At 55.2% G+C, this 17,331-nt stretch carries 15 protein-coding genes and 2 pseudogenes; 10 read left to right on the forward strand and 7 right to left on the reverse strand.

Annotated features, from left to right (window positions below):
• Nucleotides 1–339 precede the first annotated feature (339 nt).
• Both YERSI8AC_RS23270 and YERSI8AC_RS23275 read left to right on the forward strand, forming a co-directional pair.
• Nucleotides 340–693, forward strand: a complete 354-nt coding sequence (locus YERSI8AC_RS23270) for a hypothetical protein (RefSeq protein ID WP_321169483.1) — start codon at nt 340–342, stop codon at nt 691–693.
• Between the two features lie 114 nt (nt 694–807).
• Nucleotides 808–1,455: pseudogene (locus YERSI8AC_RS23275) on the forward strand (magnesium chelatase domain-containing protein); the annotation flags it as partial.
• 1,509 nt (nt 1,456–2,964) lie between these two features.
• Here the strand turns inward: YERSI8AC_RS23275 and YERSI8AC_RS23280 are convergent.
• Entirely contained in the window at nt 2,965–4,506 is a 1,542-nt protein-coding gene (locus YERSI8AC_RS23280) for a recombinase family protein (RefSeq protein ID WP_159177719.1), read from the reverse strand.
• A gap of 64 nt (nt 4,507–4,570) precedes the next feature.
• Here YERSI8AC_RS23280 and YERSI8AC_RS23285 point away from each other — a divergent pair.
• Both YERSI8AC_RS23285 and YERSI8AC_RS23290 read left to right on the forward strand, forming a co-directional pair.
• Nucleotides 4,571–4,783, forward strand: a pseudogene (locus YERSI8AC_RS23285) (ATP-binding protein); the annotation flags it as partial.
• A gap of 80 nt (nt 4,784–4,863) precedes the next feature.
• A complete protein-coding gene (locus YERSI8AC_RS23290) occupies nt 4,864–6,633 on the forward strand; it encodes a hypothetical protein (protein WP_141440365.1) in 1,770 nt (589 codons plus the stop codon).
• 110 nt (nt 6,634–6,743) lie between these two features.
• On the opposite strand, the gene YERSI8AC_RS23295 is transcribed toward YERSI8AC_RS23290, so the two are convergent.
• The gene (locus tag YERSI8AC_RS23295) at nt 6,744–7,664 is read right to left on the reverse strand and encodes a bile acid:sodium symporter family protein (RefSeq protein WP_141440364.1); all 921 of its coding nucleotides are present in this window, start codon (nt 7,662–7,664) and stop codon (nt 6,744–6,746) included.
• 253 nt (nt 7,665–7,917) lie between these two features.
• On the reverse strand, nt 7,918–8,325 hold the full coding sequence (gene cadR / locus YERSI8AC_RS23300; RefSeq protein WP_004364961.1) for a Cd(II)/Pb(II)-responsive transcriptional regulator: 408 nt from the start codon (nt 8,323–8,325) through the stop codon (nt 7,918–7,920).
• Nucleotides 8,326–8,420: 95 nt separating this feature from the next.
• Between cadR and YERSI8AC_RS23305 the strand changes: the two genes are divergently transcribed.
• From YERSI8AC_RS23305 to lnt, 3 genes are read left to right on the forward strand one after another with little or no spacing between them, the layout of a single operon-like run.
• Nucleotides 8,421–9,317: a cation transporter gene (locus YERSI8AC_RS23305; RefSeq protein WP_159178004.1), complete on the forward strand. Its 897-nt coding sequence runs from the start codon at nt 8,421–8,423 to the stop codon at nt 9,315–9,317.
• A 3-nt stretch (nt 9,318–9,320) separates the two neighbouring features.
• The gene (gene lspA, locus YERSI8AC_RS23310) at nt 9,321–9,818 is read left to right on the forward strand and encodes a signal peptidase II (protein ID WP_008958331.1); all 498 of its coding nucleotides are present in this window, start codon (nt 9,321–9,323) and stop codon (nt 9,816–9,818) included.
• 4 nt (nt 9,819–9,822) lie between these two features.
• A complete protein-coding gene (gene lnt, locus YERSI8AC_RS23315) occupies nt 9,823–11,355 on the forward strand; it encodes an apolipoprotein N-acyltransferase (RefSeq protein WP_008958330.1) in 1,533 nt (510 codons plus the stop codon).
• 444 nt (nt 11,356–11,799) lie between these two features.
• Here the strand turns inward: lnt and arsB are convergent, their stop codons facing one another.
• The 4 genes from arsB to YERSI8AC_RS23335 are packed head-to-tail and all read right to left on the reverse strand — an operon-like array spanning nt 11,800 to nt 14,376.
• Nucleotides 11,800–12,867 (reverse strand): ACR3 family arsenite efflux transporter, encoded by a 1,068-nt coding sequence (arsB, locus tag YERSI8AC_RS23320; RefSeq protein WP_008958329.1) that lies wholly within the window; start codon nt 12,865–12,867, stop codon nt 11,800–11,802.
• Between the two features lie 13 nt (nt 12,868–12,880).
• Nucleotides 12,881–13,594 (reverse strand): arsenical resistance protein ArsH, encoded by a 714-nt coding sequence (gene arsH, locus YERSI8AC_RS23325; protein ID WP_025733932.1) that lies wholly within the window; start codon nt 13,592–13,594, stop codon nt 12,881–12,883.
• Nucleotides 13,595–13,605: 11 nt separating this feature from the next.
• Complete coding sequence (gene arsC / locus YERSI8AC_RS23330; RefSeq protein ID WP_008958327.1) at nt 13,606–14,019, reverse strand: arsenate reductase (glutaredoxin); 414 nt, start codon at nt 14,017–14,019, stop codon at nt 13,606–13,608.
• Nucleotides 14,020–14,025: 6 nt separating this feature from the next.
• Nucleotides 14,026–14,376 (reverse strand): ArsR/SmtB family transcription factor, encoded by a 351-nt coding sequence (locus YERSI8AC_RS23335; RefSeq protein WP_008958326.1) that lies wholly within the window; start codon nt 14,374–14,376, stop codon nt 14,026–14,028.
• 131 nt (nt 14,377–14,507) lie between these two features.
• Here YERSI8AC_RS23335 and YERSI8AC_RS23340 point away from each other — a divergent pair, with 131 nt between their 5' ends.
• From YERSI8AC_RS23340 to arsJ, 3 genes are read left to right on the forward strand one after another with little or no spacing between them, the layout of a single operon-like run.
• The gene (locus YERSI8AC_RS23340) at nt 14,508–14,933 is read left to right on the forward strand and encodes an arsenate reductase ArsC (protein WP_008958325.1); all 426 of its coding nucleotides are present in this window, start codon (nt 14,508–14,510) and stop codon (nt 14,931–14,933) included.
• A 46-nt stretch (nt 14,934–14,979) separates the two neighbouring features.
• Entirely contained in the window at nt 14,980–16,011 is a 1,032-nt protein-coding gene (locus YERSI8AC_RS23345; RefSeq protein WP_008958324.1) for an ArsJ-associated glyceraldehyde-3-phosphate dehydrogenase, read from the forward strand.
• Nucleotides 16,004–17,239: an organoarsenical effux MFS transporter ArsJ gene (gene arsJ, locus YERSI8AC_RS23350; RefSeq protein WP_008958323.1), complete on the forward strand. Its 1,236-nt coding sequence runs from the start codon at nt 16,004–16,006 to the stop codon at nt 17,237–17,239. The genes YERSI8AC_RS23345 and arsJ overlap by 8 nt, the downstream gene beginning before the upstream one ends.
• The last annotated feature ends 92 nt before the right edge of the window (nt 17,240–17,331 follow it).

A 17,331-nucleotide genomic window follows, 5' to 3' on the forward strand; every position in this document is an offset into this window, starting at 1 on the left:
TGTTTCTTGGTCATCAGACACCTCCCTTTATGGGGCAATATTACCATCTACGTTGGTGTCCGTCTTTATTGCACAATTACAAACGAATTGGGCATATGTTGCACACGTGGATGTGTTACTTTATCTTCAAGCCAAATCATAATTTCTTTGGCCCTGGGGTAGAAAATCTAATGGCTTTACTGAGCGAAATAACTACAGCCTTCCGTCGTCCAGGTGAGGATCTCAGCAATCTATAGCTTGAGATAGTCCAAATGGGCCACATTCATTCTCTAGGCATCGTTCTCAAATGGTTCTTTAGGTAGCTCAAATATTAAATCTTACTTAGCATTTCTATATAAGATGGAGCAGATAACCCACTTTTACCAGGTGCTTGAGCTTCAATATTATCTTTTCCTTAGCGAGCTTCTTTGTTTTATTAATACGAGCCGTCTGGCGACGTGCTTATTTAGTTTTCGTGACTGCCTGCTCAATACGGCAACGCTCATCATCATCTCCCCCCTGCCCGCCAAGGTTCAAGAACAGCTTGATAAAAGCGGCCTATGGCAACAACTCGCCGGCGTTAAACACGATAACCTACTGCGCTTACCTCCGGTATGTAGCTTCGGCGCGCTCCTTTCCGCCCAACGCTTTGCTCGCGAACTTACCGCAGCGCTAGACGCATCGACTGTGGTGAACGCTTCCTCTACTGATTAGCAAGCCATAAGGCTACCAAAGCGTTCTTAATTACGTTAGTTTAAATACTCAAGATAACGTAGGTTTCGCCAAGCAGTAGCTTAAGGCCGTACGAAAAATCAGCGAGGGAGTGCAATGACGCTAGCCATTGTAGCCACGCGGGCAGGCGTAGGTTTAGATGCACCGGCGGTGCATGTTGAAGTGCATCTGGCTAACGGCTTGCCGGGCCTAACGCTAGTGGGCTTGCCGGAAACGGCGGTAAAAGAGAGCCGCGAACGGGTGCGCAGTGCACTGGTTAATGCGGGCTTTGATTTTCCTAATACCCGCCGTATTACCTTAAACCTCGCCCCCGCTGATCTTCCTAAAGAGGGTGGCCGCTTTGATCTGCCCATTGCACTGGGCATCCTCGCCGCCTCCGGGCAAATTCCCGTGGAAGCGCTAGAGGGCATGGAGTGTACTGGTGAGCTGGCCCTGGATGGCAAGCTGCGCGCGGTGCCGGGCATACTGCCCTTTGCCCTGGCCACCCGGCGGGCGAAAAAAGCACTGATCATTCCCCGCGACTGCGCCGATGAAGCCGCCCTGGCAGGCGATTTGCCGGTGCTGCCTGCCGATACTCTCTGGCAGGTAGTGGCGCACTTACTCGCTCAAGAGAAGATACCCCCGCACAAGCTCAGCGCTTCGGTGAAAACAACCACCCCAGTGGATGATCTCGCCGATGTGCGCGGCCAGCAGCAGGCTCGCCGGGCGCTGGAAGTCGCGGCGGCCGGGGGCCATAACCTGTTACTGTTATGGTTTTGGAGACCCACAACAAATCAACGGGCTTCATTCACTAGCATCAGGAGCACAGCTCATGCAGTTAAAAGCATTAGGATTAACCAGCTTGTTAGCCCTGCTATCAGCGCCAGCAATCGCCCAGGACAACGCAGAAAGCACACAACAGGCCTTAGAGTTCGAGAGCAAAGCGCTAGAGCAATACGAGGCAGAATGCCGCTCGCTTTACCATAAGGTGTTTCAGGTGGGCAATACTCGCTATCTGGCTGGCGCTACCAAGGAGGAGGCTAGAGAGCGATTCCTAACAAATCCATCCCAAGAACAGGGGATAGTTACAGACTCCTTAGAGTCGATGATTGACGCATTTTACGATCAATTGCCGGATGCTCCCCCGGATTCTCTATATAGCAAGCGTATCATTAGAGACATGGCTGTTACCTATTATGGCTTTTGCATGGGAGTAATTAACGAATAGCAATTAACCCGCAGTATAGAAGAAAGCATGTCTCTCTTAGACGTACAGGAATACCAGAACGTCATAGGAAGCCCAGCACACCAGTAGTCCTAGCACCCCTTTACCCTTTTCTCCTTAGAAAAGGAGATGGCAGTAAACCTAGGACGTTACAGGAATACCAGGATGCCTAGGGTGCTTTTGCAATTACCATGCCAATTAATGTAATTTCCACCTTAATCAATAGGGTACCTGCAAATTCCTTGCATTTCTGCTTTGGTAGAACCAAAGGTAAGAAAGGGCTAGAGTGCCGAGGGTAGTCTATCCTCCTGATTCTAGCTCCTGCCTAGCCTCCCTTACACCCCGGCTGGCCTCGACACCTTAGTACCAGCATTACAGCCCACTTCGCCCTGCCTTTGTAGTCAAGCCCTATGGCTCTGCATCGGCAGGGTTTTCATTATATAGATGAGAATAAATGCTAATAAAGACATGAGCCTCCTAGCCCTTGTGTATGGCCTTCTAGGCCGACCCGAGCATTAGTAGTACGGTAGGGGCATGTCTGATAGAGATCTCCTAGCAAGAGGTCTCACAATCACTTTGGGCCTACTCTACCTCTCCGGCGCTCCCGACCAGGGCAATACAGGCGGCTCTCCTTGAAAAGTAGCCAAGTGACAGGGGCATAGTCCCCTGGATTTCAAGCACAGACGGTACTGCTGGCGCATACATGAGAACCACTCGCATCCATTAGACTTCCAGCCAGTACCAGCCAGACCGCCCTGCACGGCCATCTAAGGCGATGTAGAAGATTGCAGCATGGTAGGCCATGTCAGAGTGAGATCATCCAGCAGAAGCCAGCACAGGCTGCCATCGCCAGCAGGCATAGCACTCAAATGCCAGATGCAAAATTCTGTAAGCAATCCTGTGAAGGCATCTCCGCCTTAACCGCTCACCTCTTTCCCCGTCGCCCAGGGTGGTAAGAGCTAGGTATGGGGTGGGGTAGCAGACATCCTTGTAAATCTGTCCTAGTCCAGCCCTGCAATGAGTTCACCTAGCCCTCTCACTGCCCTCGCTTACTTATATCTAAGTGAGGTATGCCCGCCCTGCTTCCAGTGGAAAACTAGGCTATCTGTTTGGAAATCAACTACCACCTTGGAGAAGCATTCACGCATCTTGGTATTGATAAGCGTCTTGTCCTCTGGGGTACCAAGCACAACAGCTCTTAGGCCCTCTGCACGATGCCTTGCTAGCTCAGTACCTAGGATGCTCCGCTGGTGGTGCAGGTCAGCAATGCCCGCCTTGAGTTCATCTAGCTCCAACCTACGCTTAGCAAGCCTCTCCTGTAAGAAGGGTATGCCCTTGGCATTAGGTGGCATCTCTCCTTGCTCTATAACCTCCAGCATCCTATCAATGCTTTTCTCTTTCAGCTTTAGCTCCAGCTTTGCATCTTCTATCTGTGTATCAAGCGAGTCATCACCAGAAGGGCAGGCATCAACTAGCCTGTGTATCTTGCTGTAAATCATTGGCTCAACACGGTCATAGCGAATAGCATTATACTTACAACCTGCTCCCTGCCTTGCTCTCTGACAGACAAGGTAAACCCAACCTTTCGCCTTATTCTTGGACACCCTAGCCATGGTGCTGGCGCACAGTGGGCAGACGGACAAGCCGCCCAGGACATTCTCTACTTGGCTCTTGGAGTGCCTACCCCTCCTTGGTGCCTTGCTGGATTGCAGGGCCTGGAAATCCTCATAGGTCTTCTTGTCGATCACAGCAGGATAATAGCCCTCAATAGGGTCACAGGCTTCTCTGTCTGTCTTGCTCTCTGGCCTACTGGTGAAAGGCGTGAGAGTGCCATAAGCCGCTGGGTTGTTCAGAATCTTGTTTATGTAGCTAGTGTGCCAGTATTGGCCTCGCCCAAATACTTGGACTCCCTCGGTGTTCAGTGCCTCAGAGATTGATTTCTTGCCTACTCCATCTAGGGCCATCTGATAAATACGGCGGACTACCTCTCCCCTTTCTGGAATGATCTCAAAGGAGACTCCATCTCCAGCAGGTCGGAGCCATTGTGGGCCGCGAGATGTCAGCCGGACAGGCTCTCCAGATGCTATTTTCTTTCGCTTCTCTTGCCAGACCGAGCGAAGGCGGTAAGCCTTAGTTGCCGACTCCTCATGAGCACGCTGGAAAATCAGTATAGCCATGATGAAGGCCACCGGGTCACTGTCCAGGCTCTTGGCATCGTAAGCCTTGCCATCGAACAGGGTGACTACCGTTATGCCCATGTCGCAGATTTCGCCCAGCAGGTTAGATGCCTTCCTAGCAGACTGCCGGGAAATCCTGTCCAGAGACTCAACCAATAGGTAAGAGCCAGATGGGATTGCTCCATCTTCTACAGCCCTCATAAACAAGCGTAGAGATCCGGTCTCTTGGTTCCGCCCTTGGTACGCAGACAGGCCGAAGTCATCAAAGCTATTTTCGTCTAGCTCCAGCCCATTATGCTCAGCGTATTCCTTTGCCAACTGGGATTGTCGGCGGAAGCTGTCGCCCTGCATTTGCTCAGGGGTAGAAAAGCGAAGGTAGCTATAAGCCTTGGGCCTTTGCTGCTGGTTGTCCATGTCTCTGACTCTCACTGTCTGGCATCCGTTTGGATGCGCCAGCATAAACATGGGTCTTGAAATACACAACCTGTTGTTTGCAGGCCCACCCGGCACCGGCAAAACCATGCTGGCCAGTCGCCTGCCGGGCATTCTGCCGCCGCTTTCTGAGGAGGATGCTCTGGCAGTCGCCGCCGTGCGTTCGGTTTGCGGGTTACCGCTGGAAGCGGACTGGGGAAAAAGGCCATTTCGACAGCCCCATCACAGTGCCAGCGCTGCGGCGCTGGTAGGTGGCGGCTGTCATTTTCAACAATTGTTGCGACTAAACAATAATTGCTGCGACAATCTCTATGTCGAGTTTACATAGAGCGCGCCCTAGTGACCGTTTCTCTCAAACAATCCAGAACCTTTAGCTTCCGGGATGGCACCCTAAAAGACGAGGCAGAGCGCTTGGTCGTTTGGTGGTACGGGCCTATATTTAAAAACAATCGCTTACGAAGCGTCCCTAAAATCCATATCTTCTTAAGAACTATCGACCATGAAAATAACTTAGGAGGCGTGATGAGACGTGAGACTGTCTTAACGCATCTTGGGCTATTGAGAATAGGGTCAGTATGGGAAAAGGGCGTGAGTAGCTCTCGTATTGCCTACGAGGAAAGAAAATTCTCCGTTTCTTTTTCTCCAGGCGGCTGGCGAATTGTCACCTTAGATGATTTACGACAATCAGGACGAAGCCTCTATACCACTTTTCATGACTCGAACTACTTACCCCAGAAAAATCAGCACAAAACATACCTGATTGAATTTGACCTTCCAGATGGCAAACACTTGCTCATCCCTTGCACAGAATTTTTTATTCGCGTTTACGGTCGATCCTCTGAAATCAAGCGAGTGCTCGCCACTTACTCTTGGGAAGAAGTCAAAAAACGTCTTTATCGACCGCTTGATGCGCCTGTATCCCCAGGTACGTGGCCTGTCAAATTTACGTATCATGTTCATAGACACGATGCCATTTTGCTCGCGCATATGTTGTACGATCCGTATGCCAAGCGCGCTGCAAAATATATATATTCACAATTTGAAACCAGCTCCACGCCAGATGAAATGCTTTTAAAAGCCACCCCATGGTTTCAAGGCAGCGGGGAAATCTCTGTTTCTGGCGTTCCAATTGATGGTGGCAACACATTTCTAGGATTGCAGATATTAGGCTGTACGCAGCCCGACGGTGCCACGATCCACCGCGAAAGAGAGAAGTCAACGACAGTACCAGCCACCGATGGCGATGATGCTCCCACTCAATTTCCCTATCATCAGCTTCAAGACATCCCCGATGTCATTGACCTGACGGATGATGAAGAGCCCGACCATGGCTCTTCTTGGCTAGACCTTCCTGAGGACGAATTCGTTATTTTAGGTAAGCCTCGCGCCGTCTTGGATAAACGATATACTCGAAAAAATGTGCCCGATACACGAGGCGTCCCCGTTCCGGGTGACGAAACCATTTTCTCCACTGGGGAGCCACATGGATCAGGAAAAGGGGTCGGACAGGCCTCTATTCATGCTCCTATTACACTGGAATCACAGGGCTTTCTACGTGATATGTGGAATGCGCTTCTCTATTTACAATCGGCCTATCCCGCAACGATTCGTGGCGTTAGCTGGTTTACCTTTGAAGACGGCTTTAGCACTTCCCCCGACCCTCGGTTGATCAGCCTCGAACCTTTCGAAATAGACGAGGAGGTGAAAACGACAGTCGCCAATTGGGTTTACGTTGATACTCAGACCAAGGTACCTCGCGGGGTGCTCGTCATTCGGGTGCATGTGTTAGATCAAACGCTCTATCTCATGGAGATCCAACGACGCCCTCCAAAACCCAGAGCTGGTGGTAGCGAGGAGGCATCCAAGCCTCCTTCCTATAAAGGTTTAGTCTTCACGCTGAGCCACCAAGGCAGCTTCGAGCAGTGGTTACGCCAAGTGCTGTCTAACGTGCGGCACGTAGAAGGTGTTGTCCAAAAACTAGTTCGTCACTGCCCAGGATTCGCCGATACGTTTAAGCACCCTAAATCCAAAAAGGAACAGATACCCTGCGAAGCCTCTGTGTTAAATGCTTTTAGCAAGGTCAGTATTGGTCGCAGTGACTTAGCGTAGCTACTATTTGCAACCTTATAAGTAGGCGGTATCTGTTTTGTCGGTAAGAGCAACCTGTACACACCGTGTGCAGGTTGCTCTTCTTACGGAGAACCGATACGGCCATCCCTTCAGTGGCGGGCGAGAATCTTCGCTGCGATGGGCGAAGTGATCATTTGAATCACGGCAAAAAAAGCGGCTGGAATCGCGATTTCTGATGGCAAACCGGAAGCAGCGACAAACGCTGCGGCGATGCTGAATTCCTTTTTACTGACCGTGAAAAGATAGGTAATCACCTCTTTGCGATCAGAAGTGAGTAACCGTGAGGACATACCTACCAGGTACCCAATCAAATTGAGGCACAGGGCCGCCCCCGCAATCACAAACGCATACCCACCATAGCCAATGATCGTGGCGGCATTCGGCCCGACCACAGCGAGTAGGATCAGCAGATACAAAATTGACCCTATCCCTGCATACGCTGAATCATGCCGTGCAAAGAAAGTCGAGAACTTTGTCCGCAAGCTGACCCCAATCACGGTAGGAACAAGCACGATCAGTGTTAATTCAAGAATAATTGAGCCCAGCGGTACGTCTAACTGGAGGCCAGTGAGCCATAAAAACAGGAAGGGAACAATAAACGGACATAACGCAGTGTTGACTGCGTTGAAAACAGCGGCAAGCGCCACATTGCCTTTCGCCATCAGTACCAAAAGAGGAGAGGACACATCCGTCGGCAGAGTGCCGAGCAAGGTTTGGCCAGCAGCCAGCGGGCCGCTTCCAAAAAATAGACGGCCCGTTAGCCACCCGGCAATCGACATCGGCCCATAGACCAGCCCCAATGCCAACAACTGCCGTGACGGCTTACGGAACACGATGCGCACTGCATGCGCATCGAATGTGAGGCTGATGATCAACATCAGTAATGCCAGTAATGGCCCAATCGCGAACTCAAGTATTATTCCGGTGGCCGGAAAGAGTAAGCCTACCCCCGCGACGAACATCACAAACCAGACAAGGTGCGCCTCGACAAAATAAATGAATCTACTCATGGTGGATTGGACGTTACCGGTTGAAGTGGATTGAGCTCCGTACCTAAAACATGATCACTTCGGCCCAGCACGCCATGACTTGCTTGGGAGCAAGGGACGCTCTTCCCAATCCAGGGGTGCAAATAGACAATGCTCAAGGGTTGAAGCTTTAGTTGCTAGAGGTTTTGGGTATACGGATTTAATGGTTGATCTTACCTTTGCATGAGAGTGAGACAGACCGGCATCTCATCGGATTATCTGGTTGATGCTTCACCTACTGCTGGTGCATGTTTCCTTCGCTAATTCCAGCAAGAACCCCACACGCCTCAACTTCCCGGTCATCGTTGCAACTCGCTCTCAGTGAAACGAGTTGTTTCTCAAGCGCTTGCAGAGCGGTTATCTGCGACCGCACATGAGAGATGTGATCATCGAGCAAGGCGTTGACGGCGGTACAAGGCTGATGAGGGTCGTCCTGATAGCTCTGTAGTTCGTGAATCTCAGCCAGTGACAGGCCCAGGATTCTGCAGCGACGGATGAAGGCCAGCCCCTCACCATGCTTCTCGGTATAGACACGGTAACCGTTGTCCTGCCGATCAGGCGGCGGCAACAAGCCCTGCTGTTCATAGAAGCGGATCGTCTGTGTTTCGACCCCTACCAACTGCGCCAACTGACCAATGCGCATCAGCCTCCTCCCCAACGGATTCTTTACTCTATTGACCTTATAGTAGCTTTATAGTTTTAAATGGTACCACAACATTGTTCAAGTGGAGTCGTATCATGAGCAAATCCTGTGGTGGCGCCTGTGGCGGTGATGCAACGTCCGCAGCGGATACCGATATACAGGCCTCCTCCGAAGCGCCGGGGAGATGGGTCAGCGTTTATGCCGTGCCGAAGATGGACTGTCCGTCAGAAGAGCGAATGATTCGCCTAGCCCTGAGCGGCTTTGAGGAGATTCGAGCGCTGTCCTTCGACTTGTCGAACCGCCGGCTGAAGGTCGTGCATGACGGCGAGGTCGAGCCCGTCACATCGAAACTGAAGACCTTGGGGCTAGGAGCCGCGCTTCAGGAAAGCGTTGCTGCAAATCCGGAGACCATCAAGGCCGCCGAGTTCTCGGCAGCTTCTGCTAAGCAAGAATCCGGGACCCTGCGCTGGTTGCTCGGCATCAATGCACTTCTGTTCGTGGTGGAAATGACTGCCGGTCTGATGGCTCAGTCAACTGGCCTCATTGCAGAGTCCCTGGACAATTTTGCTGATGCGGCAGTGTACGGACTCGCTCTTTATGCGGTTGGGCATAGCGTGAAAAGGCAGGTCCGTGTTGCGCACGTTGCTGGTGTGGTCCAACTGGTTTTGGCTGTTGGCGTACTCGTAGAGGTCGTGAGGCGCTTTGTATTCGGTAGTGAGCCTGAATCGCTGGTGATGATAGCCATCGCATTCGTCGCATTGATTGCCAATACCGCCTGTCTGCTGATGGTATCCAAACATCGAGGGGGCGGAGCTCATATGAAGGCTAGCTGGATATTTTCGGCCAACGACGTGGTGATCAACCTGGGGGTCATCACCGCCGGCGCCCTGGTCGCGTGGACCGGGTCCAATTATCCGGATCTGATTATCGGCACCATCGCGGGGGTCATTGTACTTAACGGTGCCAGACGCATTCTGGCGTTGAAGGGTTAAATAATGCTCATTATTGGCAAAAAGCTCTCGCCGTATGCCCTATTGTCCATATCGGGCCTGCTGGCAGCGTCTGATCAGGCTGTAAAGTGGCTGGTGCAGCAATCAATGGCCTATGGCGAGTATGTTTCGGTGACCCCGTTCTTTAACTGGGTGCACCTATGGAACACCGGTGCCGCATTCAGTCTTTTTGCGAATGGTGGAGGCTGGCAGCGCTACTTTTTTATCGGAATCGCGGTAGTGGTCTCGATTTTTCTGATCAAGCTGATCCTTGAAAATCGTCATAAAGGAGAAGCCATCGCTTACAGTCTTATCCTCGGTGGCGCCATGGGCAACCTGATTGACCGGGTCTTTCGCGGCTATGTTGTGGATTCCTTTGATTTCTATTGGCGAGACTGGCATTGGCCGGCCTTCAACCTGGCTGATATCGCGTTATTGGCAGGTGTCGTGGTATACGCAGTGGCGCTATGGCGTGAGCGGCCTACATTTAAGCGCACTGAGTAACGCTATGGATGTGGTCGATAAAGATAAAGAATATACGTTTTTTGCTGGGCGACGCTCACCAATAGTCGATTGCGTTGTAGCGCTCGCCGCTGGGGTACTGACTACCTTGAGTGCCGCCCCTTTTTCCCTATGGTGGCTTGGCCCAGTGAGCGTGGCACTGGTCTATTGGAGAATAGCGTCGCTAACGCCCGCCATGGCCACCCTGCGAGGGTGGTGTTATGGGGTAGGCCTGTTCGGTTCAGGCACGTCGTGGGTCTTCGTTGCTATTCACGATTTCGGTGGCACCGGGGCCTTGGTGGCGATGTTCCTCACCACGCTATTTGTTAGCGTCCTGGCGCTCTTCTTTGCAGTCCCCTTTGGGCTCTATCGACGCATCACGGGGCCACGGTTCGCCTTTCTTAGCTTTGCCGGTATGTGGGTGGTGAGCGAATGGCTACGCACCTGGTTGCTCACCGGCTTTCCCTGGTTATTGCTGGGCACCTCTCAGATAGATTCTCCACTAGCCCCATGGGCGCCCGTTGGTGGTGTGTACTTGCTGTCACTCATGACCGCGCTGACAGGTACGTTAGGGGTAGAGGTACTGCGTCGCCGCTGGATTTTCCTCGTCCCAATGGCCGCCCTGTGGATCGTTCCATTCCTATTGCCCGCCCAATGGACAACCCCGGCTGGCAAGCCCATCCAGGTGGCATTGTTGCAAGGGAATCTTGATCAGCGCATTAAGTGGACTGCCCAAGGGCAGCGCGAAGCGATCAGTATCTACACGACGATGACACGGGTGCAAGCAAGGGATATCGACCTCATCGTTTGGCCTGAGGCAGCCCTTCCCATGCTTGAGCAGGAAGCACAGCAAATACTGGAACAAGTAGCGTCCGACCTGGGGCCTGACACCGCCTTGTTGACCGGCATTTTGCAACGCGACAGTGAAGGGCGCTCTTATAACAGCGTCATAGGGCTAAATGATGTGCAAGGCGAATACCAAAAAGCGCACTTAGTGCCCTTTGGCGAGTATTTGCCATTCCAAAGCCTCCTCGCTGACACCCTTGCTTTTTTCGACTTGCCAACACCCCGGCTGACCCCTGGTTCAGACGTACAGGCTCCGTTACACGTGGCTGGAACCACCATTGGCAATGCTATCTGTTACGAGATCATTTTCGCCGACCATGTCGCCCAACAGGCGCGTAATGCCGAGCTGCTATTAACGGTTTCCAACGACACGTGGTTTGGGCGTTCCATTGGCCCACACCAACATCTTCAAATGGCGCGTCTACGTGCCCTTGAAAATGGTCGTCACCTACTTCGAGCTACCAGTAATGGCGTGACGGCCATCATCGATTCACAAGGTCACGTCACAGCCCGTGCCCCACAGTTTGAACAGGCCAGTTTAACTGGCGAGGTGACCCCGATGCAGGGCCTAACTCCTTTCACACGCACCGGTAGTGGCCCCGCTTGGATACTCGCTGCCTTACTGACGCTGCTCGGGTTAAAACTGAACTTATCTCGATCAAAAAACGACGCATTAGATGAAAAAGGAACCTAGCGATGCTCCTGGCAAATCAAGATAGGTTGGGAAGGCGGTCAGCCGCTGATTCAAGCCTTTCCGCCGCTTGGAGAAGAAGAGCACAGTATGACCGCACTCACAGAGACCATGACACGCCTTAACCAATACGGGTATCCGGATTATCTGGTTGCTATGCGAAATTGAAAGGTGGGCGACAAGCAAAACTCACAACGGATTAACTGGTTGATAGGCCCTACATAACCACACTTGAAGCCATAGCCGCTTACTTGGCCGCCGTTGATAAAGCGAAGGAGAACCGGACTACCTGGTTCATGCTCGGGAAGCTGTGGAATTGGCCAGGACAAGAGGGACTACGCTGGGTGATGGCTCGCCAGGCTACCCTGATCACGTAGCTTCTCGGCTAGGCGTTGACTTTCAGATCACGCATTGAGGCCCGTGTTACAGGAACACGGGCCGATTTTATTATTCGGGGAACCTGTCCCGTGTGTTGTTGGCGATTCTGACCAGCATGAGCATGATTGGCACCTCCACCAGCACCCCGACCACAGTGGCCAGCGCCGCGCCGGACTGCAGGCCGAACAGGGCAATGGCGGCGGCCACGGCTAGCTCGAAGAAGTTGCTGGCACCGATCATCGCTCCCGGGGCGGCGACATTGTGGGGCACTTTCCACGCCTTGGCCCAGCCGTAGGCAATGAAGAAGATCAGGAAGGTCTGGATGATCAGCGGGATGGCGATCAGCACGATGTGCAGCGGGTTGTTGAGTATGACATCGCCCTGGAAGGCGAATAACAGCACCAGGGTGATAATCAGGCCGATGGGCGTGATCGGTCCTACCTTTTTCATGAAGACGTTGTCGTACCACTCGATGCCGCGACGGGCGATCAGGGTGCGCCGGGTCAGGTAACCGGCGGCCAGCGGGATGACGATGTAGAGCACCACCGACAGCGCCACCGTGTCGTAGGGTACCTGGATGTTCGACACGCCGAGCAGCAGGATCACGATGGGGGCGAAGGCGAACAGCATGATCAGGTCGTTGACCGCCACCTGGACAAGAGTGTAAGCAGCATCGCCGCGGGTCAGGTAACTCCACACGAAGACCATAGCGGTACATGGCGCGGTCCCCAGCAGGATGGCACCGGCAAGGTACTGGCTGGCCAGCTCTTCGGGAATGAAGGGCCTGAACAGCACCATCAGGAAAAACCAGGCGATGGCGAACATGGTGAAGGGCTTGATCAGCCAGTTCACCGTGGTAGTGATGACAAGCCCCTTGGGCTGGCGGCGCACACCGAGCACAGCGGTAAAGTCGATCTGCGCCATCATCGGGAAGATCATCGCCCAGATGAGGATGGCTACTGGGATCGACACCTGGGCGACTTCGAAGCGCGAGAGGGTTTCGGGCACCGCCGGGGCGAACTGGCCCAGCAGTACGCCGGCGACGATGGCCATCGCCACCCATACCGAAAGATAACGCTCGAAACGACCCATGCCCTCGGTGGCGCTTGGGGCTTGGGATTCTTGGAGTGCGGTCATGGTGTGACTCCTATCAGATGGCACATTGATTCACGCGCCGAGAAACGTCTTCCGCGCTTTCCACTCGCTCAGAGTAGCGGTCTGTCAAGTAGTCGCTTCGTCCTCGGATCATCAGGGTGAACTTGGTCAGTTCCTCGCAAACATCCACTATGCGGAGGTACAGAGGAGAGGGCTTCATGCGGCCATCTTCGTCGAATTCATTGAAAGCTTTCGGTACCGAAGACTGATTGGGGATCGTCACCATGCGCATCCAACGACCGAGGATGCGCATTTGGTTAACCGCGTTAAAGCTCTGGCTCCCGCCTGATACCTGTATCACGGCCAGGGTCTTCCCCTGAGTGGGACGAATGCCGCCTAGTGACAACGGAATCCAGTCGATCTGGGCCTTCATGATGGCCGTCATGGCACCATGGCGTTCGGGACTGACCCACAGCATGCCTTCCGACCACTCGGCCAACTCGCGTAACTCCTGAACCTTGGGGTGGTCAGCCCCCGCATCATCCGGCAAGGGCAGGCCGCTAGGGTTGTAAGTCCGCACCTCGCATCCGAACCAACGCAGCAGTCGCCCGGCTTCCTCGGCAACGAAACGTGAGTAGGATCGTTCTCGCAGGGATCCGTAGAGCACCAAAATACGTGGCGCATGCTGGGGGGCCTCGGGGCCTGCCAACAGTGTCGTGTCGATGGAACGCAACTGGGAAGGATCAATATTGGGGAGGTCTGCCGGCATCTTGATGTCTTTCATGGCGCGATTCCTGGGTAATGGATGACTTCACCATCTTCCTTGATGAAGTGCGCTACTGGGTGGTCAAGGAGATCCAGCACCGTCTCCGATGGTCGGCATAGCCTGGCACCCTTCAGTGTCACCACGATCGGTCGATTGATCAGAATCGGTTCCGCCAGCATGGCATCGATCAGCTGATCATCCGTCAACGCCGGGTCGTCCAGCCCCAATGCCTCGTAGGGGGTTCCCTTGCGCCGCAGTAGATCCCGAGGGCAGATACCCATCTTCGCCAGCAGCTCCACGATGCGTTCCCGGCTTGGGGGCGTATTGAGATATTCGATGATCTCGGGAGGTTCACCAGAGGCCCTCATCATCGCCAAGGTATTGCGTGATGTGCCGCAGTTCGGGTTGTGATAGATCTGGGGAAGCATACTGTTTCATTCCTTATCTTGATTCGGAGTGTAACCGATCAGGGACTCCGCTAAGGGGCCACACACCTCCGGATGCCCCGCGCAGCAGTCGCGCACCAGGAAGCGGATGGCTTCCTGCATGTGGTTTAGATTCGCCCGATAGATGATCGAGCGCCCCTGACGACGGGATACCACCAGACCTGCCCGCGACAGCACAGACAGGTGCGCCGACATCGTGGCATGGGGCACCGATAGCTGCCGTGCGAGCTCGCCGGCGGCGAGCCCATCCGGTTCCTGGCGTACCAGCAGGCGAAAGACCGCCAGGCGTGTCTCCTGGGCAAGAGCGGAAAAGCTCTCGATTACGTTTGATGTTTCCATATTTCCAAAATTATGGAATTATTGGGGGCGTGTCAAGTCGTTCACTCAAGGTAGAAGCGTAGAACGTCCTAGCAGCACGCAACATCTTTCTATCCGCACATATGCAAGCCCGCATCAATGAGGGTCAACTGATGAGACTGCGACGTGTTCTGTTCCTGTGCAATGCCAACTCGGCCAGGTCCCTGATGGGCGAAGCCCTGTTACGTCACCTGGCGGGAGACCGCTTTGAGGCGTTCAGCGCTGGTTCCGAGCCGGATCGCCCCCATGAGATCACCTTGGCTACCTTGAGCAAGCTAGGTATCGACACTCAGGGGCTCGCCAGCAAGTCCCTGGGCGATTTCGCCGGTGAGCATTTCGATTCGGTGATCGTGCTTTGTGACAAGGCCCAGCAGGCATGCCGTGACTGGCAGGGCAGCAGTGATGAGTATCTCTACTGGGATATCCGCGATCCTCGCCTTATCGAGCGGTGGGATGCCTACGAGCAGGCGCTGGCCGAAATCCGTCATCGGCTATTGCTCTGGCTGGAGATCCAGGAGCGCGACGACATCGAGCGCTGAACCTCGATCCATCGAGACCCACGACTAAATTCAAAGCGAGGTAACTATGACTCTGCGTATTGGTATCAATGGCTTCGGACGCATTGGCAGATTGACGCTGCGCAGCCTCTGGCGCTCCGTCGAATCGGGCGAGGTCGAGATCGGCTTGATCAACGATCCGGGCGGTGACGCTGCCACCTTCGCCCACCTGCTGGAGTTCGACTCGGTGCATGGCCACTGGGCACCGGGAAAGGGAATCGACGCCACCGAGGCGGACATCCTCATCGACGGTCGGCGCCTGGCTTTTACCTCCAAGGTCGCCACGGCCGACAGCGACTGGTCGGGCTGCGACGTTGTCATCGAGTGTTCGGGCAAGATCAAGACCCGCGAGAAACTGCAGGCCTACCTGGACCAGGGCGTCGGTCGGGTGGTGGTAAGCGCGCCGGTGAAGGAAGAGGGCGTGCTGAACGTGGTGATGGGGGTCAATGACGACCGCTACGATCCTGAGACACACCGCATCGTCACCGCGGCGAGCTGCACCACCAACTGCCTGGCGCCGGTGGTCAAGGTTATCCACGAGACCTATGGCATCCGCCACGGCTCCATGACCACCGTCCACGATATCACCAATACCCAGACCATCCTCGACGCCCCCCACAAGGACTTGCGCCGAGCCCGTGCCTGCGGCATGAGCCTGATTCCCACCACCACCGGCTCGGCCAAGGCGATCACCGCCATCTTTCCCGAGCTCGAGGGCAAGCTGAACGGCCACGCCGTGCGGGTGCCCCTGGCCAACGCCTCGCTCACCGACATGGTCTTCGAACTCGAACGCGAGGTGACGGTGGACGAGGTCAATGCTGCTCTGAAGGCCGCCGCCGAGGGCCCGCTAGCCGGCATCCTGGGCTACGAGGAGCGCCCGCTGGTCTCCATCGACTACCGTACCGATCCGCGCAGCTCGATCATCGACGCGCTTTCGACCATGGTGGTCAACGGCACCCAGCTCAAGCTCTACGCCTGGTATGACAACGAGTGGGGCTACGCCAACCGGACCGCCGAGCTGGCGATGAAGGTGGGGAGTGAGCAGGTGGGCCATGTCTGAGGCAGGGAAGCTCGGGATCCGCTTGAAGGGGCTGCCCTTCGAGGTGCGCCAGTACCTGCTGATCACCGGCAACTACTGGGCCTTCACCCTCACCGACGGTGCCCTGCGCATGTTGGTGGTGCTCTACTTCCATCAGTTGGGCTACTCACCGCTGGAGGTGGCGCTGCTGTTCCTCTTCTACGAGGCCTTCGGCGTAGTCACCAACCTGGTGGGGGGCTGGCTGGGGGCACGCCTGGGCCTCAACCGCACCATGAACGTGGGCCTCGGCCTGCAGATCGTCGCGCTGGTCATGCTGATGGTGCCCGCCGCGGCGCTAACCGTGCCCTGGGTGATGGCCGCCCAAGCGCTCTCGGGCATCGCCAAGGACCTCAACAAGATGAGCGCCAAGAGCGCGGTCAAGGTGCTGGTGCCCAAGGACAGCCCTAGTGCCGGCAGTGCCCTCTACCGCTGGGTAGCGATCCTCACCGGTTCCAAGAACGCGCTGAAGGGGGCCGGTTTCTTCCTCGGCGGCCTGCTGCTGACTCTGATCGGCTTCCGCGGTGCGGTCATCGCCATGGCATTGATGCTCGTCGCGGTGTTGACGCTGTCGCTGATAAGGCTCAAGGCTGACCTGGGTCGCCAGAAGCGCAAGCCCAAGTTCACCGAGGTGTTCTCCAAGTCCCGGGCCATCAACGTGCTCTCGGCGGCGCGGCTATGCCTGTTCGCCTCCCGGGACGTGTGGTTCGTGGTGGCGTTGCCGGTGTTCCTCTACGACCAGCACGGCTGGAGCCATTGGACGGTGGGCGGCCTGCTGGCTATCTGGGTGATCGGCTATGGTGGGGTGCAGACCCAGGCGCCGCGCCTCACCGGCCTGGTCAAGGGCGGGGCGCGGGCCGTCACCGTGTTCTGGGCGTTGGCCCTGGCCGGCTTGCCAGCGCTGCTGGCCCTGCTGCCCCTGGCCGAAGTGGGCTGGTTGGTGACGGGGCTTTTGGCCTTCGGCGTGCTCTTCGCCGTCAACTCCAGCTGGCACAGCTACCTGATCGTGCACTATGCCCGCGCCGATGGCGTCTCCATGGACGTGGGCTTCTATTACATGGCCAACGCCATGGGCCGCCTCGCCGGCACACTACTCTCCGGTTGGGTGTACCAGGTGTATGGCCTGGCCGCCTGTCTGTGGATCTCGGCCGCTCTGGTGGCGGCCAGCGCCCTGATGGCTCTTGCGCTGCCACAGGAGGCGTCTGGGGAATGATGTGGGGCTACCCGACGCTGACCTTGCCCCACGGCTATCGACTGAGCCCCAGGACCCTCTACCCCATGCTGCATTCGATGGAGCGCAAGGGG

The organism is Halomonas sp. 113 (genome assembly GCF_904067645.1).
Classification (GTDB): domain Bacteria; phylum Pseudomonadota; class Gammaproteobacteria; order Pseudomonadales; family Halomonadaceae; genus Vreelandella; species Vreelandella titanicae.